The sequence below is a fragment of the Mesorhizobium sp. M1342 genome (genome assembly GCF_040317955.1).
Lineage (GTDB): Bacteria > Pseudomonadota > Alphaproteobacteria > Rhizobiales > Rhizobiaceae > Mesorhizobium.
In genome coordinates, this window is record NZ_JAMYLI010000037.1 from 14,343 (window position 1) to 34,958 (window position 20,616).

The 20,616-nt window shown below is 64.0% G+C and carries 25 protein-coding genes; 16 read left to right on the top strand and 9 right to left on the bottom strand.

The genetic code is table 11. The features are described 5' to 3' along the window. Positions 1-8 precede the first annotated feature (8 nt). A complete protein-coding gene (gene ligD / locus NKH06_RS28295) occupies positions 9-2,522 on the top strand; it encodes a DNA ligase D (protein ID WP_352894759.1) in 2,514 nt (837 codons plus the stop codon). 33 nt (positions 2,523-2,555) lie between these two features. Here ligD and NKH06_RS28300 read toward each other — a convergent pair whose 3' ends face one another. Then, positions 2,556-3,230 carry an ArsR/SmtB family transcription factor gene (locus NKH06_RS28300; protein ID WP_352894761.1) on the bottom strand — a complete coding sequence of 225 codons (675 nt, stop codon included), beginning with the start codon at positions 3,228-3,230 and terminating at the stop codon, positions 2,556-2,558. 68 nt (positions 3,231-3,298) lie between these two features. Between NKH06_RS28300 and NKH06_RS28305 the strand changes: the two genes are divergently transcribed. The 3 genes from NKH06_RS28305 (at position 3,299) to NKH06_RS28315 (ending at position 4,249) form a co-directional block, all read left to right on the top strand. Next, complete coding sequence (locus NKH06_RS28305; protein WP_128305298.1) at positions 3,299-3,511, top strand: DUF1127 domain-containing protein; 213 nt, start codon at positions 3,299-3,301, stop codon at positions 3,509-3,511. A 64-nt stretch (positions 3,512-3,575) separates the two neighbouring features. Continuing rightward, the gene (locus tag NKH06_RS28310) at positions 3,576-3,908 is read left to right on the top strand and encodes an NIPSNAP family protein (protein ID WP_127261220.1); all 333 of its coding nucleotides are present in this window, start codon (positions 3,576-3,578) and stop codon (positions 3,906-3,908) included. Then, entirely contained in the window at positions 3,905-4,249 is a 345-nt protein-coding gene (locus NKH06_RS28315) for an antibiotic biosynthesis monooxygenase family protein (protein WP_128305299.1), read from the top strand. The genes NKH06_RS28310 and NKH06_RS28315 overlap by 4 nt, the downstream gene beginning before the upstream one ends. A 10-nt stretch (positions 4,250-4,259) precedes the next feature. Here NKH06_RS28315 and mbfA read toward each other — a convergent pair whose 3' ends face one another. Continuing rightward, on the bottom strand, positions 4,260-5,243 hold the full coding sequence (gene mbfA, locus NKH06_RS28320; RefSeq protein ID WP_352679900.1) for an iron exporter MbfA: 984 nt from the start codon (positions 5,241-5,243) through the stop codon (positions 4,260-4,262). A gap of 170 nt (positions 5,244-5,413) precedes the next feature. Between mbfA and NKH06_RS28325 the strand changes: the two genes are divergently transcribed. The 3 genes from NKH06_RS28325 (at position 5,414) to NKH06_RS28335 (ending at position 7,721) form a co-directional block, all read left to right on the top strand. After that, positions 5,414-5,737: a hypothetical protein gene (locus NKH06_RS28325; RefSeq protein ID WP_128305301.1), complete on the top strand. Its 324-nt coding sequence runs from the start codon at positions 5,414-5,416 to the stop codon at positions 5,735-5,737. A gap of 309 nt (positions 5,738-6,046) precedes the next feature. Then, positions 6,047-7,024, top strand: coding sequence for a threonine ammonia-lyase (locus NKH06_RS28330; protein ID WP_352894763.1), 978 nt, complete (start codon positions 6,047-6,049; stop codon positions 7,022-7,024). A 97-nt stretch (positions 7,025-7,121) separates the two neighbouring features. After that, positions 7,122-7,721: a DNA-3-methyladenine glycosylase gene (locus NKH06_RS28335; RefSeq protein ID WP_352894765.1), complete on the top strand. Its 600-nt coding sequence runs from the start codon at positions 7,122-7,124 to the stop codon at positions 7,719-7,721. Between the two features lie 26 nt (positions 7,722-7,747). Here NKH06_RS28335 and NKH06_RS28340 read toward each other — a convergent pair whose 3' ends face one another. From NKH06_RS28340 to NKH06_RS28355, 4 genes are read right to left on the bottom strand one after another with little or no spacing between them, the layout of a single operon-like run. Then, the gene (locus NKH06_RS28340) at positions 7,748-8,884 is read right to left on the bottom strand and encodes an ABC transporter permease (RefSeq protein WP_352613459.1); all 1,137 of its coding nucleotides are present in this window, start codon (positions 8,882-8,884) and stop codon (positions 7,748-7,750) included. Beyond that, on the bottom strand, positions 8,881-9,801 hold the full coding sequence (locus NKH06_RS28345; RefSeq protein WP_352613461.1) for an ABC transporter ATP-binding protein: 921 nt from the start codon (positions 9,799-9,801) through the stop codon (positions 8,881-8,883). The genes NKH06_RS28340 and NKH06_RS28345 overlap by 4 nt, the downstream gene beginning before the upstream one ends. Beyond that, positions 9,798-10,751, bottom strand: coding sequence for an HlyD family secretion protein (locus NKH06_RS28350; RefSeq protein WP_023813487.1), 954 nt, complete (start codon positions 10,749-10,751; stop codon positions 9,798-9,800). The genes NKH06_RS28345 and NKH06_RS28350 overlap by 4 nt, the downstream gene beginning before the upstream one ends. A gap of 13 nt (positions 10,752-10,764) precedes the next feature. Then, positions 10,765-11,457 (bottom strand): CerR family C-terminal domain-containing protein, encoded by a 693-nt coding sequence (locus NKH06_RS28355; protein WP_352443167.1) that lies wholly within the window; start codon positions 11,455-11,457, stop codon positions 10,765-10,767. 104 nt (positions 11,458-11,561) lie between these two features. Here NKH06_RS28355 and NKH06_RS28360 point away from each other — a divergent pair, with 104 nt between their 5' ends. The 3 genes from NKH06_RS28360 (at position 11,562) to NKH06_RS28370 (ending at position 13,863) form a co-directional block, all read left to right on the top strand. Continuing rightward, positions 11,562-12,035: a CYTH domain-containing protein gene (locus tag NKH06_RS28360; protein WP_352776358.1), complete on the top strand. Its 474-nt coding sequence runs from the start codon at positions 11,562-11,564 to the stop codon at positions 12,033-12,035. After that, positions 12,032-12,970, top strand: coding sequence for a CHAD domain-containing protein (locus NKH06_RS28365; protein ID WP_023813484.1), 939 nt, complete (start codon positions 12,032-12,034; stop codon positions 12,968-12,970). Before NKH06_RS28360 ends, NKH06_RS28365 begins: the two co-directional genes overlap by 4 nt. An 86-nt stretch (positions 12,971-13,056) precedes the next feature. Then, a complete protein-coding gene (locus NKH06_RS28370; protein ID WP_352894768.1) occupies positions 13,057-13,863 on the top strand; it encodes a C40 family peptidase in 807 nt (268 codons plus the stop codon). Between the two features lie 58 nt (positions 13,864-13,921). On the opposite strand, the gene NKH06_RS28375 is transcribed toward NKH06_RS28370, so the two are convergent. Beyond that, positions 13,922-14,923, bottom strand: a complete 1,002-nt coding sequence (locus NKH06_RS28375) for a helix-turn-helix transcriptional regulator (RefSeq protein WP_245486339.1) — start codon at positions 14,921-14,923, stop codon at positions 13,922-13,924. A 146-nt stretch (positions 14,924-15,069) separates the two neighbouring features. Between NKH06_RS28375 and NKH06_RS28380 the strand changes: the two genes are divergently transcribed. Genes NKH06_RS28380 through NKH06_RS28395 form a run of 4 tightly spaced genes read left to right on the top strand, consistent with a single transcriptional unit; the run spans position 15,070 to position 16,543 of the window. After that, positions 15,070-15,213 carry a hypothetical protein gene (locus NKH06_RS28380; RefSeq protein ID WP_023813481.1) on the top strand — a complete coding sequence of 48 codons (144 nt, stop codon included), beginning with the start codon at positions 15,070-15,072 and terminating at the stop codon, positions 15,211-15,213. Between the two features lie 11 nt (positions 15,214-15,224). After that, positions 15,225-15,569, top strand: a complete 345-nt coding sequence (locus NKH06_RS28385; protein ID WP_128305307.1) for a hypothetical protein — start codon at positions 15,225-15,227, stop codon at positions 15,567-15,569. Then, complete coding sequence (locus NKH06_RS28390) at positions 15,562-16,080, top strand: hypothetical protein (protein ID WP_023813479.1); 519 nt, start codon at positions 15,562-15,564, stop codon at positions 16,078-16,080. The genes NKH06_RS28385 and NKH06_RS28390 overlap by 8 nt, the downstream gene beginning before the upstream one ends. A 22-nt stretch (positions 16,081-16,102) precedes the next feature. After that, positions 16,103-16,543, top strand: a complete 441-nt coding sequence (locus NKH06_RS28395) for a hypothetical protein (RefSeq protein ID WP_164893054.1) — start codon at positions 16,103-16,105, stop codon at positions 16,541-16,543. Between the two features lie 13 nt (positions 16,544-16,556). Here the strand turns inward: NKH06_RS28395 and NKH06_RS28400 are convergent, their stop codons facing one another. Then, positions 16,557-17,354, bottom strand: a complete 798-nt coding sequence (locus NKH06_RS28400) for a helix-turn-helix domain-containing protein (RefSeq protein WP_128305308.1) — start codon at positions 17,352-17,354, stop codon at positions 16,557-16,559. Positions 17,355-17,467: 113 nt separating this feature from the next. Here NKH06_RS28400 and NKH06_RS28405 point away from each other — a divergent pair, with 113 nt between their 5' ends. Further along, positions 17,468-18,328 (top strand): SMP-30/gluconolactonase/LRE family protein, encoded by an 861-nt coding sequence (locus NKH06_RS28405; protein ID WP_352894772.1) that lies wholly within the window; start codon positions 17,468-17,470, stop codon positions 18,326-18,328. A 354-nt stretch (positions 18,329-18,682) separates the two neighbouring features. Here the strand turns inward: NKH06_RS28405 and NKH06_RS28410 are convergent, their stop codons facing one another. Then, a complete protein-coding gene (locus tag NKH06_RS28410; RefSeq protein WP_352554361.1) occupies positions 18,683-19,576 on the bottom strand; it encodes an NAD(P)/FAD-dependent oxidoreductase in 894 nt (297 codons plus the stop codon). A 106-nt stretch (positions 19,577-19,682) separates the two neighbouring features. Here NKH06_RS28410 and NKH06_RS28415 point away from each other — a divergent pair, with 106 nt between their 5' ends. Further along, positions 19,683-20,354 (top strand): TetR/AcrR family transcriptional regulator, encoded by a 672-nt coding sequence (locus NKH06_RS28415; protein ID WP_502902033.1) that lies wholly within the window; start codon positions 19,683-19,685, stop codon positions 20,352-20,354. Positions 20,355-20,616: the final 262 nt, after the last annotated feature.

Here is a 20,616-nt window from a genome sequence, read left to right on the forward strand (position 1 = left end):
CCCAACGGATGGCCAGCCTCGAACAATACCATTCCAAGCGCGATTTCAAGAAGACCGCCGAACCGGCCGGCAAGGTTGCCCTGGCCAAGAAGGGCGAGGCCGGCGGCATCTTCGTCATCCACAAGCATGCCGCGACGCGGCTGCATTACGACCTGCGGCTCGAGCATGACGGCGTGCTATGGAGCTGGGCGGTGACGCGCGGCCCAAGCCTCGACCCGCATGAGAAGCGGCTCGCCGTGCATGTCGAGGACCACCCGATCGACTATGCGCCGTTCGAGGGCACCATTCCCAAGGGCGAATATGGCGGCGGTTCGGTTATCGTCTGGGACGAGGGCACCTGGACCCCCGAGATCGACCCGGCCAAGGCGATGAAGAAGGGCCATATCAGCTTTGAGCTTGAGGGCCACAAGCTGCATGGGGCATGGCATCTGGTGCGACTGAAGCCGCGTGCGGGTGAAAAACGCGACAACTGGCTGCTGATCAAGTCGGACGATGCCGCAGCGCGTCCTGGCGAGGATATTCTCAAGGAGGCGCCAGAATCGGTGAAGTCCGGCCTGACCATCGAGGAGGTCGGCGAGGGCAAGTCCGCAAAGGGTGAGAAGCCGAAAGTATGGCATTCCAACAAGCCGGCCGCCGGCAAAGCGAAACCCGGCAAACGCCTCGACTTCATCGAGCCGCAGCTGGCCACGCTTGAGCGCGATGCACCGCCGGGCAAGGACTGGCTGCATGAGGTGAAGTTCGACGGCTACCGCATGCAGGCGCAGATCGCCGGCACCGATGTGCGGCTGCTGACCCGGACCGGCCTCGACTGGACAAAGAAATTCGGCAGCGAGATCGTCGCGGAGCTGGCCGGGCTGAAGTGCAGCGACGCCATCATCGATGGCGAGGTGGTCGTGCTCGCCGACAGCGGCGTCTCGTCTTTCGCGCTGCTGCAGCAGGACCTGTCGGCGAAGCGGACGCATCGGTTCGTCTATTACGTGTTCGACCTGATGCGCCTCGACGGAAGGGATTTGCGCCGCGAGCCGCTGGTCGAGCGCAAGCAGGCCTTGCAGGAGCTGCTCGGCGAACAGTCCGACAATCCCGCGGTCCGCTTCAGCGACCATTTCTCCGAACCTGGCAAGATCATGCTGGAGCATGCCTGCCGCATGGGCCTGGAAGGCGTCGTCTCAAAGCGTGCCGATGCCCCCTATCGCAGCGGCCGAGGCCCGACCTGGGTGAAGTCGAAATGCACGGCGCGGCAGGAATTCGTCATCGGCGGCTATCTGCCGTCGGACAAGACCGGGCGCGGATTGCGCTCGATCCTCGTCGGCTTCCATGAGGGCGGCAAGCTGCATTATGCCGGCCGCGTCGGCACCGGTTTTTCGGGCAAGGGCGCCAATGAGCTGAAGGCAAAACTCGATGCATTGACGGCAAAAACATCGCCCTTCGCAACCGCCGTGCCGAAGGGAAAGGGCCTGGTCTGGGTCAAGCCCGAGCTTGTCGGCGAAGTGGAGTTTCGCAGCTGGACCTCGGACCGTATAATACGCCACGCCTCGTTCCAGGGATTGCGCGAGGACAAGGCGGCGGAGGAAGTCGTGCAGGAAAAGCCCAAAGCGTCGACAGGCAAGCCATCGACAGGCGAGAGCACGGCCAAGCCGGCACCGGGTGGCAAAGCCGCTAGATCGATGACGACCACGGTAAAACTCTCGCACCCCGACAAGCTGCTGTGGCCGGACGAAAACATCTCAAAGCGGGGCCTGCTCGACCATTACGCGCAGGTTTGGCCGCGCATGGAACAGTTTGTCGTCAACCGGCCGCTCAGCCTGGTGCGGGCGCCGGACGGTGTCGGCGGCCAGCGTTTCTTCCAGAAACATGCCTCGGCCGGCATGAGCGACAAGATCGCCCGCATGAAGGACCCTAGTGACGGCGAGGAGATCCTGTACATCCGGGATTTCGATGGTGTTGCCGCACTGGTCCAGTATGGCGTGGTCGAGATCCACATTTGGGGGTGCACGATCGATGAGATCGAAAAGCCCGACCAGATCATCTTCGATCTCGATCCCGATGAAGGTGTGGACGTGAAGGCGGTGCGCGAGGCGGCACTCGATATCAGAGGCAAGCTCGACGAGCTGTCGCTGCCGAATTTCGTCAAGACGTCGGGCGGCAAGGGTTTTCACGTCATGGTGCCGCTGAGACCAGCGGCGGATTGGGAGGAGGTCAAAACCTTCGCCCATGATTTCGCCAGGGCGCTGGAGCAGGGTGCCCCCGACCGCTACACGGCGACGCTGTCGAAAAAAGCGCGCACCGGAAAGATCTTCGTCGACTATCTGCGCAACGGCAGGGGCTCGACGACGGTCGCGCCCTATTCGTCGCGCGCCAAGAAGGGCGCCACCGTGTCGATGCCGGTGAGCTGGCCAGAGATCGAGGCCGGCTTGGCGCCGAACGCTTTCCCGATCGGCGACAAGACGACGCTGAAGCAATTGGCGAAAGCCGATCCGTGGAAGGAGTTTTTCAAGCAGGGGAAGGTGTTGAAGCGGGGGTAGTTCTCCGGGCGCCCCCTCTGGCCTGCCAACACCTCAGCTCAAAAACACCCTCTCAAACGCCTGCTTGCCCGGCGGCGAGAAGATCACCGCGCGGCTGTTCTTTTCGCGGCGCGCCCATTTCTCGGCAAGGATCTTGTCGAGGATGGCGGCGCCCAGTGTGCCGGCGAGGTGTGAGCGCCGCACGCTCCAGTCGAGGCAAGCGCGGCACACCGGCCGTCGCGGCTTGGTGTAGACGTCGATGCCTATCGCTGCGAAATGCGATGCGGCCGAAGGACCGAGCCTGATCTCCTGTTCGTCGCGGACCAGCACGTTTTTGGCGACGAGCCGATCGAGCATCGTCACCGCCTGCTCGCCAGCGAGGTGATCGTAGCAGACGCGCGCCACGCGCATGGCGCCATCGCGCGGACCCGGGCGCACACGCTTTGGACCGACGGCTTCCGCGACACCTGTGATGGCTTCGATCATGCCCGCCACCTGCGGTCCGGCGAGGCCGTAATAGCGATGCCGGCCTTGGCTCGCCACCGTGAGCAGCCCACCTTCCATCAGTTTGCCCAGGTGCGAGCTGGCGGTCGGCAGCGAAACGCCGGCCTCGAGCGCCAGTTCGCTCGCCGTCAGCGCCGTGCCGCCCATCAGGGCATTCAGCATGTTTGCCCGTGCCGGGTCGCCGACCAGGCTGGCGATGCGGGCGATGTCGGGGCCTTCTCGCATAGTTCGTTCCTCATCGAAGCATCCCTGTCAGATAACCACTATTCTCCGGTGAGATCAAGGAGACGACGATGACCGCACGAACCGCTTTCCCCTCGGCGCTCCCCAGCCGACAATCGTTCCCGTTCGTCACCTGGTTGCGTTCGCGGCTGCTGGCCCGCTGGTATGACCGTCATCTGCAGCGCCTCGACCTTGCCGAGATCGACGATCATCAGCTGCGCGATCTTGGCCTTACACGGCAAGACGTGCGCCGCGAATGCGCGAAATCCTTCTGGCAGCCCTAGCAGGCCGGGCGGCAGGACGTTTCGATGCGGCTCGAACTATTGACGCAATCCCGAGGAGACCACAATGACCATCACTTGCTTCATCCGCTATGAGATCGACCCGTTCGGCAAGGCGGCCTTCGAGGAGTACGCCCGCAACTGGGGCCAGGCCATTCCACGCTGCGGCGCCGATTTGATCGGTTATTACGCGCCTCATGAAGGCTCGGCGACAACGGCCTATGCCGCCTACAACATCGACAGCCTGGCGGCCTATGAGGCCTACCGCGCGCGACTTGCCGCCGATCCCGCCGGCAAGGCAAACTACGAGTTTGCCAAGCGTGAAAGATTCATCCTCAAGGAGGACCGCATGTTCCTGAAGCACGTCTCGGGCCCGCACGCGAAACTGGTGCTGCCGTGATTGCCGTCATCTTCGAGGTCGAGCCGGCGGCGGGCAGGCGCGATGCATATCTGAGCATCGCCGCCGATCTGCGGCCGCTGCTCGACGGCATCGACGGCTTTCTGTCGATCGAGCGCTTCCAGAGCCTGGCCGATCCGAACCGCGTCCTGTCGCTGTCGTTCTGGCGCGACGAGGAAGCGGTCAAGGCCTGGCGCAGCACCGAAGAACACCGGCAGGCGCAGCAGGCCGGTCGTGGCGGCATCTTTGCCGGCTACCGACTGCGCATCGCCCATGTGGTGAGGGATTATGGGCTGACGGAGAGGGATGAGGCGCCAGCGGATAGCCGGGCGGTGAATGGGTGACTGAGGCTACTCAAGCATTGCCGATCAGCACGCCGGCCGCGAATACCAGCGCGCCGCCCAGCACCACCTGGAAGGCGGCACGCAGGAAGGGCGTCTGCATGTAGCGGTTCTGCACGAAGGCAATCGCCCACAGTTCGAAGAACACCACCACCGCGGCGACGGCCGTCGCCGTCCAGAAATCCGGGATGAGATAGGGCAGTGCGTGGCCAAGGCCACCCGCCGACGTCATGACACCGGTGGTGATGCCGCGCTTGATCGGCGAGCCGCGGCCCGAGAGCTTACCGTCGTCTGAGGCCACTTCGGTGAAGCCCATCGAAATGCCGGCGCCGATCGAGGCGGCAAGCCCGACCAAAAGTGTCTGCCAGGTGTCATGCGTGGCGAAGGCGGCGGCAAAGATCGGCGCCAGAGTGGACACCGACCCGTCCATCAGCCCGGCCAGCCCCGGCTGCACATAGGTGAGGATGAACTGGCGCTGCTCGGCGGCGGTCTCTTCATCCTTCACTTCGCCCGGCACATGTTTCTGCTCCAGACGCTGCGCCAGGGTCTCATGGCCCAGTTCGGCCACCGCCAGATCGTCGAGCAGTTTTCGCGTCGAGGCATCTGCCGTGCGCTTGGCCGCCTCGACATAGAAAAGGTAGGCTTGCCGCTCCATCGCCTCGGCCTGGCTGCGGACGTGCTCGATGCCGAGCGGCCGGACCAGCCAGTCGGGCTTGCGCTCGTAATAACCCTTCACATGTTCGCGCCGGATCAGCGGTATGCGCTCGCCGAACCGCTTGCGGAAAAGCTCGATCAGCGCATCGCGATGGCCATCCTCTTCCCCGGCCATCTCCTCGAACACTTTTGCCGATTGCGGGAAGTTTTCCGTCAGGCCGTCGGCATAGGCGCGGTAGATGCGTCCATCATCCTCCTCGGACGAAATGGCCAGCGCCAGGATCTCCTGTTCGGACAGCGATTCGAAGGGACGGCGGCCGAAGCCGAAAACACGGGAAAGCATGAGGAATTCACCCTAGTTTAGAATAGTTCTAAACTAGGGTTTTGAGCGCCTCCGGTCAATTGCGCTCGGTCGCGGTCAAGAATTGTTGAAGCTCGTAAGCCGGGCTGGCCCTTCATTATCAGTGAATGTTCACCTATATAATTTACCTAACCAGAACAAGGAACCGGCAGATGACGGCAAAACAGCCTCCGCATCACTATGACCCAAAGCCCGTTCTCGATCTCATCGCCAGCATCGAGGCCGACCTGCAGCGCCTGAAGGGCCTGGTCGAACAGCAGGTCGAGAAATTCGACCCCGCCAATCCGCACAACAAGGGGCCGGATGGCAAACTGACCGAGGAAGGCGCCGAGTGCTGCTACCGCATGTTCGACGAGGGCAAGTCGCGCTACTCGGTCGCCCAGCAGATGAAAATCTCCTTTGCCGCCGCCAGCCACCGGTTCAACAACTGGCGCAAGCTGGGTGGGAGCAAGAGGCAGAGGACGTTGCTTGGATAAGTAGGGAGTTAACTGCCCATCTCGGCGCCGCCCCTCATTGCCCTGCCGGGCATTTCTCCCCGTAGAACGGGGAGAAAGACGCCGGCCGCAACCTCGGCACTCTTCCTGCAACGCTAGTGATTGGCGAAACCGTTGATGAAGGCCCCTCTCCCCGTCACTATACGGGGAGAGGATGCCGGCAGGCAGGTGAGGGGCGGCGCAAGCGCCGTTCATGACCCGCCAAACTTTGTAACGGTCACATTTTTTCATTGGTGCGCCGCCTCCCTTTGCGGGCATCATGAAGGGCAACATGTTTCCGCAGGACCCGCCATGACCACCCCTCCCGGCATCGCCGACATCCACGCCGCCGCCGCGCGTCTCTCCGGCCTGATCGTCGAAACCCCGTTGCTCGAATCGCAGGAGCTGAACAAGCGCTTCGGCGGCCGCATCCTGTTCAAGCCGGAGACGCTGCAGCGTACCGGCTCGTTCAAATTCCGTGGCGCCTACAACAAGCTGTCGTCGCTCAGCGAGGAGGAGCGCAGCCGAGGCGTCGTCGCCTTCTCGTCGGGCAATCATGCGCAGGGCGTCGCGGCGTCGGCGGCGATGTTCGGTGTCAAGGCGGTCATCGCCATGCCTTCAGACGCGCCGGCGATGAAGATCGCTAACGTCCGCAAGATGGGGGCGGAGGTGGTGCCGTTCGACCGCTTTCGCGACGACCGCATGACCGTGGTTCGCCCTTACCTCGAAAAGGGCATGGCGCTGGTGCCGCCTTTCGATGACCCGGCCATCATTGCCGGCCAGGGCACGATCGGCCTCGAATTGATGCGTCAGGCAAAAGCGCTTGGCGTCAGCCTCGACGCGGTCGTCATTCCCTGCGGCGGCGGCGGCCTGACCAGCGGCATTTCGGTAGCCGTCAAGGACGCCTCGCCCGACACTGCGGTCTGGGCGGTGGAGCCCGAGCATTTCGACGACACCCGACGCTCGCTGGCCGCAGGCGCCAGGGTTTCGAACGAGCCCGGCCATAGCTCCATCTGCGACGCGCTCCTGACCGCCGAGCCCGGCCTGATCACCTTCGAGATCAACCGCAGGAACCTCAGTGGGGCCATCGCCGTCTCGGACCAGGCGGCGGCGCAGGCGGTGCGCGACGCCATGGCCTATATCAAGCTGGTGGTCGAGCCCGGCGGCTGCGTGGCGCTGGCGGCACTGTCATCGGGCGATATCGAACTAACAGGCAAATGCGTTGTCGTGGTGCTGTCCGGCGGCAATGTCGATTTCGGCACCTATGCCGAGATCATGGCGGCGGCTTGAGACGGCGATGTCCAAGGGGACCTGATATGGAGTATCTGGCGACACGTTCCGCCTTGGATCACTCCTCTCCCGCCGCCAAATCATCGCCGCGCTGAGCATGGTCATCTACCGCCCGCTCACGCGTTCCGAGCTGCCCCACGATACGGCATCCCTTGCCCGCGCCCTCATCGGCAAGATCGTGGTGCGCGAACTGCCCGAAGGCATCGCCTGCGGCCGCATCGTCGAGACAGAGGCCTACGTCGTCGGCGATGCCGCCGGGCACGGCTACCGGGGCCAGACGCCGCGCAATCGTTCGCTGTTTCTCGAGCCCGGGCACGCCTATGTCTATCTCGCCTACGGCATCTCCTACATGCTCAATGTCTCGAGCGAGATGCCGGGGGTCGGAACCGGCGTGCTGATCAGGGCGCTGGAGCCGCTCGAAGGCATCGCGATCATGCGGCTCAATCGCGGCATCGAGCGTTTGCGCGACCTGGCGCGGGGACCGGGAAGGCTCGCCCAGGCGTTGCGGATCGATCGTTCGCTCGACGGGCTCGATCTCTGCCGCGAAGGCCCGCTATGGCTCGGACATGATGGTGGCGAACCCGGCGAAATCGGGAAGAGTGTCAGGATCGGCATCTCGAAGGATGCGGACCGCCTGCTGCGGTTCTATGTCAAAGGGAACCCGTTCGTCAGCGGTCCAGCTTCGCTCAACGGTTAAGCGATGGCCGCTGATTGGCCTTGACCCTAATCCAGCGTCCGCCTGAACCGCACCAATGCCACACCGGCAAACAAGGCCACGAACACCACCAGCCAGCCGATCTCGCCTGCCACTGCGGGCAGTTCAGCGCCCTTCAGCATCACGGCGCGGGTGATGCGCAGGAAATGCGTCAGCGGGAATATCTCGCCGAAGATTTGCGCCCAGTCCGGCATGCCGCGATAGGGGAACATGAAACCCGACAGCATGATCGACGGCAGGAAGAAGAAGAAGGTGAGCTGGAGCGCCTGCATCTGCGTGCGGGCGACGGTCGAAATCGTGTAGCCGAGCAGCACCAGCGCCAGCACGAAGATCAGCACGGCGGTCAACAGCAGCGACATCGACCCGGTGAAGGGGATTGCGAACAGCAGCTTCGCCGCCGCCAGCACCACCACCACCTGCACGCCGCCGACCGCCAGATAGGGCAGCACCTTGCCCATCATGATCTCGAGCGGGCTCGACGGCATGGCCAGAAGGTTCTCCATCGTGCCGCGCTCGGTCTCGCGCGTCAGCGCGATCGAGGTCATCATCACCATGGTCATCTGCAGGATGACGCCGAGCAGGCCGGGCACGATGTTGTATTGCGAGATGCCTTCGGGATTGTAGCGCCGGTGTACGACGACATCGAGCTGACCCTTGGCGGCCTCGGCGGCGGCTTCCTGCGTGCCTTGCGCCCTCAGCAGCGCCTGGCTGGCGACGGTGCCAAGCGTCGAGATGGCGCCGCTGGCCACAGCCGGGTCGGTGGCATCCGCTTCGATGAGTATCTGCGGGTTGTTGCCGCTCTCCACCCTCCTGGCGAAATCGGCGGGGATGGTGACGACGAAGGCGACGTCGCCGCGCGATATCAGGAACTCGGCCTCGGCGGCACTTTGCGCGACATGGTCGAAACGATAGTAGCCGGTGGTCTGCAGCGCCGCGACAATGGCACGCGTGTAGGGATCGTTGCTCGTCGCCACGAGTGCCGCCGGCAGGCTCTTCGGGTCGTTGTTGATGGCGTAACCGAAAAGCACCAACTGTATCAGCGGCACGCCCAGCATCATGGCGAAGGTGATGCGGTCGCGCCGCATCTGGATGAATTCCTTGATCAGCAGCGCGCCAAGCCGGGCGAAGGAAAAGACGCTGTTCATGCCATGTTGTCCTTCGAGCCGGACATGAACTGGATGAAGACGTCCTCGAGGCTGGTTTCGCCGGGCGAAACTTTCACGCCCTTATGTTCTTTCTCGACGTCGGCGAGTGCGGCTTCGAGCTTCTTCCTGTCGGAGCCGACGACATGCAGCGTCGCGCCGAACGGCGCCACCTGGTCGACGCCGGGGCGGCCCTGAAGCGCTTCGGCGACCTGATCGAGCCGCGGGCCCTGCAGGACAAACGTGGTCAGCCCGGCATTTTTCACCACTTCGGCGACGGTGCCGGTGGCCAGCATCTTGCCGTAGGAGATATAGCTGATGCGGTGGCAGCGCTCGGCTTCGTCCATGTAGTGGGTGGAGACCAGCACGGTCAGCCCGCCGCTGGCGAGGCGATGGATCTCGTCCCAGAATTCGCGCCGCGCCTTCGGATCGACACCGGCCGTAGGCTCGTCGAGCAGCAGCAATTTCGGCTTGTGCATGATGCAGGCGGCCAGCGCCAGCCGCTGCTTCCAGCCGCCCGACAAGGTGCCGGCCAGCTGGTTGCGGCGCGACGTCAGGCCGAGGTCCTCCAACGTGCGCGCCACATGCTCTTCGACCGGCTTCAGCCGGTAGAGCCGCGCGACGAATTCGAGATTCTCGCCGATCGTCAGATCCTCGTAGAAGGAGAATTTCTGCGTCATGTAGCCGACTTCGCGCTTGATGCGCAGGCTCTCGGTGCGGATGTTGAAGCCGAGCACCGTGCCTTCGCCTTCGTCCGGCGTCAGCAGACCGCACATGATGCGGATGGTGGTGGTCTTGCCCGAGCCGTTGGGGCCGAGAAAGCCGACGATCTCGCCCTCGGCGACCGACATCGTCACATGATCGACGACGGTCTTGTCGCCAAAACGCTTGACCAAGCCATGGACGTCGATGGCGTTCATCTTGCGCTGTCCGCCAGATCGACATCGACGATCTGGCCCGGTTGCAGCGGGCCGGCATCGCCCTCCGGCCGCGCCTCGACGAGGTAGACCAGCTTTTGCCGGTTCTCCAGGGAGTAGATCACCGGCGGGGTGAACTCGGGATCCGGCGAGACATAGCTGACGCGCGCCTTCACATCCGGGCCGCAGCCGTCGCAATGGACGCCGAGCAAGGTGCCGACCTTGACCGAGGAGAAAGCGCTCTCTGGAATGTAGACGCTGAGCTTCACCGCGCCGTCGGGCAGGATCGAGATGACCGGCGCGGTCGGACCTGATGTGTCGCCCGGATTGCGGATGACATCGTTGACGCGGCCCGGCGAAGGCGCCGCCAGCACCCGTTTCGACAGCCGCCACTGCGCCTGCTCCAACGCGGCCTGCGCCTGCTTGACCTGATTGTCGGCGGCCTTGATCGTTTCGGGCCGTGCCGGCAGGCCGCCGACGGCGAGATTGGCATTGGCCTGGCCGACCTGCGCATTGGCCGTCTCGAGCGTGGCCGACGCGGTGTCGAAATCGGCCTGCGTGCCGGCGCCGCGCTTGAACAGATCGGCGGCGCGGTCGTATTTGCGCTTGGCGTCGGCGGCCTGGGCGCTGGCCATGTCGACCTCGGCCTTCAGCACGGCGATCTCTTCCGGCCGCTTGCCGATCTGCAGGTCGGCCAACTGCGCCTGGGCCTGGGCAAGGCCGGCCTGCGCCTGCGCAACCGCGATCTTGGCATCGGCACTTTCCAGCGTCACCACGGTCGTGCCAGGCACCACACGGTCGCCGCGCTTCACCGTGACGGTCTCGACCTGCGCCACCTCGATCGGCGCCAGCAGCACATAGTCGCCTTCGACATAGCCGACGGCCAGCGGGGCAGCCGGGGCACAGGCCGAGAAGAGCTGCGCGGCGAGCGGCAGCGAACACAGAAAGCTCATGGTCTTTGCCCCTTCATGCTTTGCTCTTTCTGAAAGCCAATATGGCCTTGAGATTACCCGATGTGACCGCCACCACCTTGGCCGCCTCGGCGGCGCCGATGTCTTTCCAGCCCATGCGGCGCATCACCGCCTCGCGGCCGATGCGGAAATAGATGACCTGGCCAATCAGCGTGAACACGGTGAGCCTTGTGGCCTCGCTTTCGGCGGGCTCGCCGGTCGCCTGTTCCCAGAGCTGGCACAGCCGGCGATGCGTCGGCTCGAAGACGCCGTCATAGATGCGGTCGAGGGCTGCCGTCGGATGCGAAAGCTCACGCAACAGGAACTGCACGATCTCGCCGGCCTGCGGGCTGGCCACGACAAAGCCGACCATCCGCTCCAGCGCCGCGAAGAGCAGCGTTTGCGCCGCCTCCGGATTGGCTGGTCCCGGCGCAGGCGCCTGTACATTGCCGAGCGCCTGGCCGGCTACACCCTGGATGGTCTCCACGATAAAGTCGGCGGCAGCGGCGCGAAGACCCTCCTTGCCACCGAAATGGTAGGCGATCGAGCCGATATTGGCCCGCGCCTCGGCGGCGATCTCGCGCGTCGAGGTGCCGTCAAACCCCTGACTCCCGAACAGTTTCAGCGCCGCGCGGACAAGCGCCGCACGCGTCATCTCGGCGGGAGATGCTTCGCGGCGAAGGTTTTTGGCATCGGGCTGCTCGATCATCTCGCGAGTTTAATCAATCGATTGATTAAAGTCAATTCACGAACGTCGATCCGTGTATGTCACCGTCTTGCCATGGGCAGCGGCAACCGCTTTAGTGCGCGGCCATGGGCAAGGAAGTCGAACGAAAATTCCTGGTCACCAGCACCGCATGGCGGGAGTTGGCCGAGGCCAATATCCGCATTCTTCAGTTCTATCTCGCTGCCGGCCCCGAGCGCACGGTGCGCATTCGCATCAGCGATGGCACTTCCGCCAGGCTGACGCTCAAATTCGGCAGCAAGGCGCGCGAACGCGACGAATTCGAATATTCGATCCCGCTGTCGGAGGCGGTGGAGATGCTGGACTTCGCCATCGGACGTGTCATCGAGAAGACACGTCACCATGTTAGGCACCGTGGCTATCTCTACGAAATCGATGTCTTTGGCGGTCCGCTTGCGGGACTTGTGATCGCCGAACTTGAGACGCCGGAGGACGTGCCGGACGATATGCTGCCTGACTGGCTCGGCCGTGAAGTCACCGGCGAGTCAAAGTTCTACAACGCGTCGCTCGCCCTTGGGGGGATACCGGAGATCGCCGCATGAGCTTTCGTATCGATCCGCGCCTGCCGCTGACCGGCGAGGTCAGGCGTATCCTTGCCGAGGAAATCGGCAAGGCGCTGCATCACCTTGACGCCGCACGGAGCCGCCCGGAACAGGCGCTGCACAAATGCCGCAAGCGACTGAAGAGCGCCCGCGCCCTGCTGCGGCTTGTTCGTTCCGGCGACGAAACGTTCTGTGAGACCGAGAACCAATGCTATCGCAATGTGGCCGGCCTGCTTGCCGGTCCGCGCGAGGCGACTGCGCTGATCGAGACCATCGACCGGCTGGCGGCGAGCTTTCCCAAGGAGAGCGCCGACGATGGGCTTACTGCTGCGCGCGACAGGCTGATCGCGCGCCAGCATGAACTGCACGAAGGCAGCGGGCTCGAAGCGGCGATCGGCGCGGCGACCGCCGCTTGCGAGGATGGCCTCAAACGCATCGAAGCGCTGGCCTTGCCCGACCAGCCGGAACAGGCGGCCGACGTGCTTGCCGAAGGTGCCCGCGTCACGCTGCGCCGTGCCAGGAAGGCGCTCGACAAGGCCGGATCGCGGGGCGCGGCCGATGATTTCCACGATTTGCGCAAGGCGGCCAAGACCCACGGCATGCATCTGTCGCTGCTCGGCAGGCTGTGGCCGACACCGATCAAGGCCCGGCGCAAGGCGGTCGACGAACTGGGCGAGCGGCTGGGCGACCTGCACGATGTGCTGGTGATGCGCGCGCTGCTCGAGGCCGACGACCAGCCGCTCGGGCTGCCCGAGGACACGAAACTTCTGGGCAAGCTGTTGAAACGGTCGGAGAAGCAGCTGAAGAAGAGCTGCCTTGCTGAGGCGGCCGAACTGTTCAGCGACAGTCCCAAACGCTCGACACGCAAACTGGCCCGCAAGGCGCGTGACGATCTGGCTGCGCCGCCGGAAGAGGCCGCTGCGACGGCAAGCTGACTTGGCGCCTTTCCTCTCGGTCCGGACAGGGGGAGGAAAGGCGTGCGCTAGCCCTCATTACCCGCCCATGCTAATCGCCATGGGGCATGACCGAGCCCGGCGACACGCTTCTGGATCGACTTGGCCGCTGGCTTGCCGGCCGGCTGCAGGAAGAATCGTCCGGCTACGAGCCCTACACACCGTCCGATGCCGAAACGCTGCGCCGCACGCTTGAGCCCGGCGACATCCTGCTGATCGAGGGCAACCAGAAGATCTCGGCGGCGATCAAATACCTGACCCAGTCGACCTGGTCGCATGCGGCCTTCCATGTCGGCGACGCCTTGCCAGAGCCGCAAGACGGCTCGGAGCGGCCGCGGCTGATCGAGGTCACGATCGGCGAAGGCTGCGTCGCCGTGCCATTGTCGCGCTACCGCACCTACAACACCCGCATCTGCCGGGCGAGCGGGCTGGCGCCGGAGGATCGCGACAAGGTCGTCGCGTTCATGATCGGCAGGCTCGGCCTGAATTACGACCTCAAGAACATTTTCGACATGCTGCGTTTTTTCTTCCCGACACCGCCGGTGCCGGTGCGCTGGCGGCGCCGCATGCTGGCCTTCGGCTCCGGCGACCCGACACGGGCGATCTGCTCTACGCTGATCGCCGAGGCCTATGGCCAGATCCGCTATCCGATCCTGCCCGAGATCACCCGTGCGCCCGGCCGCGCCTCGGCGCAGTCGAATTACTCGCGCAAGGAGATCCTGCACATCCGCCACCACTCGCTCTACACGCCGCGCGATTTCGACCTGTCGCCCTATTTCCGCATCGTCAAGCCGACGCTGGAATATGGTTTCGACTACCGGGCGGTGACCTGGGATGACAAGGTTGCCGATCCCGGGGCGAAGGCCGCCGAATAAACGCGATCAAATGAGTCCAGCCGCGTGCACGGGAGCGCCGGCCGGCGGCGCTTTGGCGTCAGTGCTTGCAAGCCGCAGCGCGCACGTCCGAGGGAGTAGCGTCATAACGGCGACGGAACGCCCGGTTGAAATAGGAAAGGTCGTTGAAGCCGGCCTCGTAGGCGATCGCGGTGATGCTGCGTCCGGCATGGCGTGGATCGCCGAGCATGCGATGGGCGCGCGCCAGCCGCTGGTTCATCATGAAATCAATCAAGGATGTGCCATCGCTCTCGAACAGCTTGCGGACGTAGCGGGCCGACAGTCCGTGGCGGGCGGCGACGTCCTGCGCCGACAGGTCGACATGGCCACCATGCGCGACGATATCGGCCTTGATGGCGCGCAAGCGGGCAACGCTGACGCCGCGGCCGCGTGCGATCTGGGCCGCATCCCTGGTCGCGCCCATGGCGAGTGCGGCAAGGTCGAAGACATGCGTCGCCGCAAGGTGGCAGGCCTCCGCGGTCAACTCGTCTCCGACCTCCTGGATCGAGCTGATATAGTCGAGCAACAGCCGCATCGCCCCGCTCTGGGTCGGCAAGGGCCGCATAAGGACCGCGGCCGGATCGCCGATCAGAGGCGAAAGCTGCTTGCGCGAAAAACTGAGATTGACGAAGCGGAACCCGCCGGCGCCGATCAGGTTGAGGCCAACCTCTTCACCGCTCATCATGAGCGCCTGGCCGTTGCCGACCGCCTCCTCGCGGCCGCGATGCTTCATCACACTGCCCCCGTCGAGGGCCGCCAGAAGAACGAAGTCGTCGTTGTCGATCAGCGACGACGTATGATGCACCCGGAATTCCGATGAGCTGCCGGTGGCGATGCCGAGGCCCGGCAACGCGCGCACCCGCATGTCGATCTGCGCCGGCGCCAGCGGATCGAGGTCCACCCTCAGAACGGTGCGGCCGTAAACCTCGCGCGTAATCTCGACGCGATCCCGCTCCGGAAACATCTCCGTCGCCAGCCTGAACGAAGCTGACGGCCCCATCGTCGCAGTCATCGACACCCCCATGCCCAAGAGCGCGGTCATATGCGCCGCGGCCTGCAAAACGTCAATCCCGGGCCGTTTTGGCCGCTTTCAGTGCCGTTCTGTCCAAGCTGACCCCCTTCGATGCCCCTAGTTTGCGGCGCGATTCCAAAACCGGAACCGCATTGGCGGCAATCCAAGGGGGCACGATGTTTCATTTGCAATTGTTCAAGACGCTGTCGGCACTGGCCGCGGCGGGCTTCAATCCGCGCGTCTATCTGCTGTCGATCGCCTTGGGCAACGCGGTGACCGATCATCGCGAGGCCAAGCTGCCGCCGCGCGCTGCCCGATGATGAGCAGCACCATGAAAAGGATCATTTTCCTGGCCCTGACCCTTGCCCTGGCGGGCTGCCAAACGGGCCAGGCCGACAACAACCCGGCATCGATCGCGAGCGCGGCCGGCAGCAAGAAGGCCCAGAACGAACCGACGACGGAAACGGCCTGCGCCGATGCCGCCAAGAAGGCGGCGAAGGCGCAGACCAATGCGGCTCTGCTCGGCGGTGTCCTGTCGATGGCGGGGGGTCTTGGCGGTCTGGCTGGCAATGGTGGGGTCATTGCCGGCCAGGCCGCCTCGATCGGCGGCTCGGTTCTGCAGTCCCAGGCGACGAGCAGTGCCCGGGCCGGCATTGCGGAGGATTGTTATGGCTGAGCGGCGTTTCGCAGCCATGCGCCGGCTGGCCGGCGCGCTCGCACTTGCCGGCATGATCTTCGACAGCCCGCAGGCCTTGGCGCTGACAGCGCGGGATGCGTCGGCGGTCGTCGGCCTGATCGAGGCCTTGCAACCCGAATTCGGTCAGTTCGCCTATGACGAGGAGATCGCCGCCGACTGGTACGAGCGCGATGCCGCGGACAAGGGCTTGATCGACACAGCCGGTTTCACCGCCGACAGCTGGAAGATCGCGCTTGGCGAGACCATGCGCGGGTTCCTGGCGACGATGCCGGTCGCAGAACTCGATGCCATTTTCGCCAAGCTCAGGAATGCCATATCCGGCATGAAGGAGCTGACCGACGCGCAGAAGACAGAGACCATCGACGCCATCAACGAAGAGGTCGAAGGGTTGATGGCTTTGCGGGCCGAGGGCGGCCCCTTCGCCGATGTCGTCAGGCCGCTGACGCCAAAAATCCGCAGCCTCATCCTCGGCCCGGCGATGGGGCGATAGGATGTTGGGCAACAGGAAACGGGTGGCGGGAAAAGCAACTCCGAGCGGGAGCCTCGAGGCCGAACATCGCGGCATTTTTCCAACCACGGCACGTGTCAGGCGGGGCAGCCCGATCGCGATGCTTATCTGCCTGCTGGCGTCCAGCTGCAGCCAGACGGCCGCCAGCCCGCCGATCACGCCAGAGCAGCATGCGCAATTGGCGGAGCTGGCGGCCGGCCCGGACTCGCCGGAGGGCCTTGGCGAGGCCCTGGCTGCAGTCGAGGCGACCAGGAAAATGCAGGACTGCAGGGCCAGCATGAACGAGACGGCCGGGCAGATGAAGATGATGGGCGCGGTCAATGGCGCGGTCGGCATCGCCGGCCGCATGGCAGGCCCAGGCGGCAAGACAGCGGCGAAAATGGTGGCCATCGGCACCGCCAGGGCCGTGCGCGGCAAGCTCAGCCGCCAGATGCAATCATGCTGAGACGATTGGCCGATCAGGCCGGCAGCGGCCGCCGTGTCTTGGCGGCCGGGTCGGTTGCTCTCGCACCGGCATCTCGCGCGTGCGGCCCGATCGGCATGATCGCCGGGAATGGCGTCGCGCCAAAGGCAAACGTCCATTTGTAGCCGACCAGCCCGTCTTCCGGCGTCGTGTGCTGGTCGTGATGGGCCAGCAGTTTGGCGCGATCGGCGAGGTCCTGCGCCTCGCGTCGCACCATCTCCGCCGTCTCCGGCCGCATCCGCCTGCTAAAGCTGACGAAGGTCGCTTCCTTGTCGATATGGGTGATCGCCCAGCCGATGAAGTTCTTGTTGGTCATCTCGAACAGCGGCCGCAGCGGCCCTTCGAAATTCCACTGGATCGGCGTCTCGACAAGCAATCTCGCCGTGAGCCCGCGGCCGAGCGCGATCAGGCCGAGCTCCTCGAGATCGCGCAGATAGAGGAACATCGAGGCTTCGCTCAGGCCTTGCGAGCGCATGATGCCCTCGGGCGTGAATTTTTCCGACAGCATGACGAAAATGAACAGCAGTGCCGGCCGGCCGGCGAGCCTGCGTTCGATCTCCGGCGCGATGTGGTTGACCGGCCCTGGCCCCCGGTTCATCGAGCCGAGCACGTTCTCCAGCTCGACACCGGCGGCAGCGCAGATCTCCACCAGCCGGTCGAGCTTGCAGTTGCGCTCGTGGAAGATGCGCTTCACCGTCGGCTCGGAAACCCCCATGCGTTCGGCAAGCTCGCGATAGGTGACGCCCTTCGCCTTCAGCGTCCGCTTCAACGCGTCGAAGATAAGGCCGTTCATGGAATGCACCTCTTGCCGTGGGTTTCGTATCGACTTTCGATACTAGCGGTTATCGGCCTTTCCGGAAAGTATCGAAAATCATAGCTCTCCGCCGTCATCACAGGAGAGCAGCCATGAACACCCTCGTCACATCAGCCTTTCTCGCCGTCATCGGCATCGCAGCCGCGCCTGCCGCCGAGGCTGGAGAACTCTGGCGCGCCACCGGCCTCGAACAACCGGAATCGGCACTGTTCGACGCAGCCAACAATCGCCTTATCGTTTCCAATATCGTCGGCAATCCCGGCGACGCCGACGGCAACGGCTATCTCAGCGTGCTGTCCGTGGACGGCAGGACGGTCACCCGGCACTGGACCGACGGCATGGACGCGCCCAAGGGTATGGCGATAGCGGGCGGCAAGCTCTATGTCGCCGACATCACCAAGGTTCGCGTCGTCGACCTCGCCAGCGGCAAGCTCGTCGCCAGCATCACGGTGCCGAACGCTGTTTTCCTGAACGACATAACATCGGACCAATCAGGCAACGTCTATGTCACGGACATGCTGGCCGACACGATCTATCGCATCGACGGCGAACAACCAGAACTGTTCGCTAGGGATGCGATGCTGGCTTCGCGCAACGGCGTCTTCGCCGATGGCGACAGGCTGATCGTCGCCTCCTGGGGCAAGGACATCAAGTCCGACTTCAGCACGGCGGAGCCGGGTGGGCTGCTGTCGGTCGACATCGCCAGCAAGGTGGTTTCGCCCTTGCCGGGCGCGCAGAAATTCGCCGATCTCGATGGCGTCATCGCCATCGGCGACACCATCTACGCCACCGCCTACATGACCGGCACGCTCTACCGCTATCAAGCCGGCGGCGCGCCGGAAGCGTTGGCGCACTTCAAACCGGGCAGCGCCGACATCGGTACCGACGGCAAGTCGATCCTCTATGTGCCGTTGATGAACGAAGGCGAAGTGGCTGCGCTGAAGCTCGACTGAGAGCCATGATCGGTGCCTCAGGGGCCGATCTCCGAGACGTTCGCCAACAGCCGATGGACTGTCGTTCATCGGCGAGGATCGCCAACTCGAACTCTTATTGTGGCTAGTAAACGACGTCGCCCGGATCGGCCCGCCAAGCGCCAATAGCGGACATTGCCGAGCAGATATTTTGATGTCGCCTTTGGGCCGGTAGCAGTCCGTCAGCTTCTAGTGGAGAGGCATCGAAAGCGGACATCGGGTTGCGGGCGTACCCACGGCTCAATTGGGGCCGGCAGCAGACTGGCTGGTATTGTCGGGCAGCCGACGGTGGCGACGACGTAGGGAGGCCGGTGCGGGAGAGGGGAATCTGTGTTCTCAAACCAGCATCGACTGCTGGGCGGAGATACCCGCCGTCGCGCCTTGCGATATTGCCGTGGTGACCGAGGCCATGGCCGGGTTCGCAAGATCGCCGGCAGCATAGATGCCGGCTGTGCTGGTTTCGCGGCGCTCATCGACCTTGATGGCGATGCCGAGGGGCGTATTGACCGTGGCGAGGCCCACTAATTCATGCAGGCTTGCGGACGGCTTGTTGCGCGGATGCGCGAACAGGATGTCGACCGCGGCATTGCGGCCGCTCTCGAGATTAACGGTGGTGATATGGCCCCGGTGATGGGCGATTTCGGCGATCCGGCCATCAACGACAGGTATGTTGCGGCGCGCCAGATCGGCCCGAACATCGGGTGAAATGTCGTGACCATCGGCGAAGACCGTCAATGTTTCGGTCCAGTCGTGGTACAGCCTGACATAATTGTGCGACGGCGGGCCGGACCAGACGAGGCCCCAATGCTGGTCGGCGACTTCAAAGCCATCGCAATAGGGGCAGGGCACAATGGATGTGCCCCAGCTTTCGGCAAAGCCCGGAACATCCGGCATCTGGTCGGCGACGCCATAACTCAGGATCAGGCGGCGCGCCCCAAGGCGTTCGCCATCGCCAGTGAGGACCGAGAAATCGTCGATGGTGCCGGAGATGCTGTCGGCCCGGCCATTGACCAGCCTGATCGTGGGATAACGCGCCAGTTGCTTCCGCGCTTCGGCCAGGATGTCCAGCGGTGGCTTGTGATCGTGGCCGAGCAGACCATGCGAGTGGCCGGCGAAGCGGTTGCGCGGCAGGCCGGTATCGAGAACGGTGACCTTGCGGCGGGCACGTCCGAGCTGCAGGGCGGCGGCGAGACCGGCAAAGCTGCCGCCGATGATGATGACGTCATCCATGGTGATGGGCTCCGTGTGTGGATGAGGGATGGCTTGGCCTGGCTTGCACATTTTTGACACTGCGTGGTATCGTAATTCAAGAATTATGATACTGTCAAGGACTGGAATTGTCGTGACCGAAAACAGCCGGGGCCGGCGCGGCCGGCCCGCCAATGAGGCGCTTGGCCAAACGATAGTCGACGCCGCGTGCGAACTCTTTGAGGAATTGGGTTTTCATGCGACGACATTGGACAAGGTCGCCCAGAGAGCGAAGATATCCAAGCTCAGCATCTATCGGCACTTCGAGAACAAGGAGGCGCTGTTCAGCGCGGCCATCGCGGCCCGCTGCCATCAGTTTGCACCACAGGCCCTTTTTGAAGGCGTCGACGGTTCGGCCGAAGATCAGCTCATGGTGGTGGGATCATCCCTGCTTCGCACGCTGTTGAACCCGGACGTCCGCAGTGTCGAAGCCATGATCATGGCCGACAAGACGAATCAAAAGTCGTTAAGCAAGCTCCATTACGAAGCCGGCCCCGCCCATGTCATCGCCCAAATCGAGGCCCTGTTGCGTCAGTTGCACGCGAAGGCGGTTCTGAACGTGACCGATCCTCTCCGGTCCGCCCGCCTGTTTGCCGCGCTTATCAAAGGATCCGATCTCCTGATTATCGCACGCTTCGATGAGGCGAGAGCAGAGGACGACAACGAAATCGAATCCTATTGCCGGTCGGCCGTCGCCATGTTCATCGCCGCGCACGGTGGCACGACCACCCGGGCGGATAGCCCAGGAGTACTTGCATGATATTTGGGGCTCGCATTGACATCAACGCGACTATTATCGTTGGGCAGCGGGCTGACCGGCGGCGTAACCTGCTACCACCCCATTCGAGGCCTTAGTGCTGGCTTAGCAGACCGTCAGCTTTCGGGAAGCTGCAACGATAGTCTGAATGGCGGAAACGAGGGCGCAAAGCGGCCGTTCACGTCGCGCCGTGCGTGAGTCAACCCAGGGCCAAAACGTTTGCGTTCAACCGGCGGACACCTGTGTGGCCCGCCGACCGGCAAAT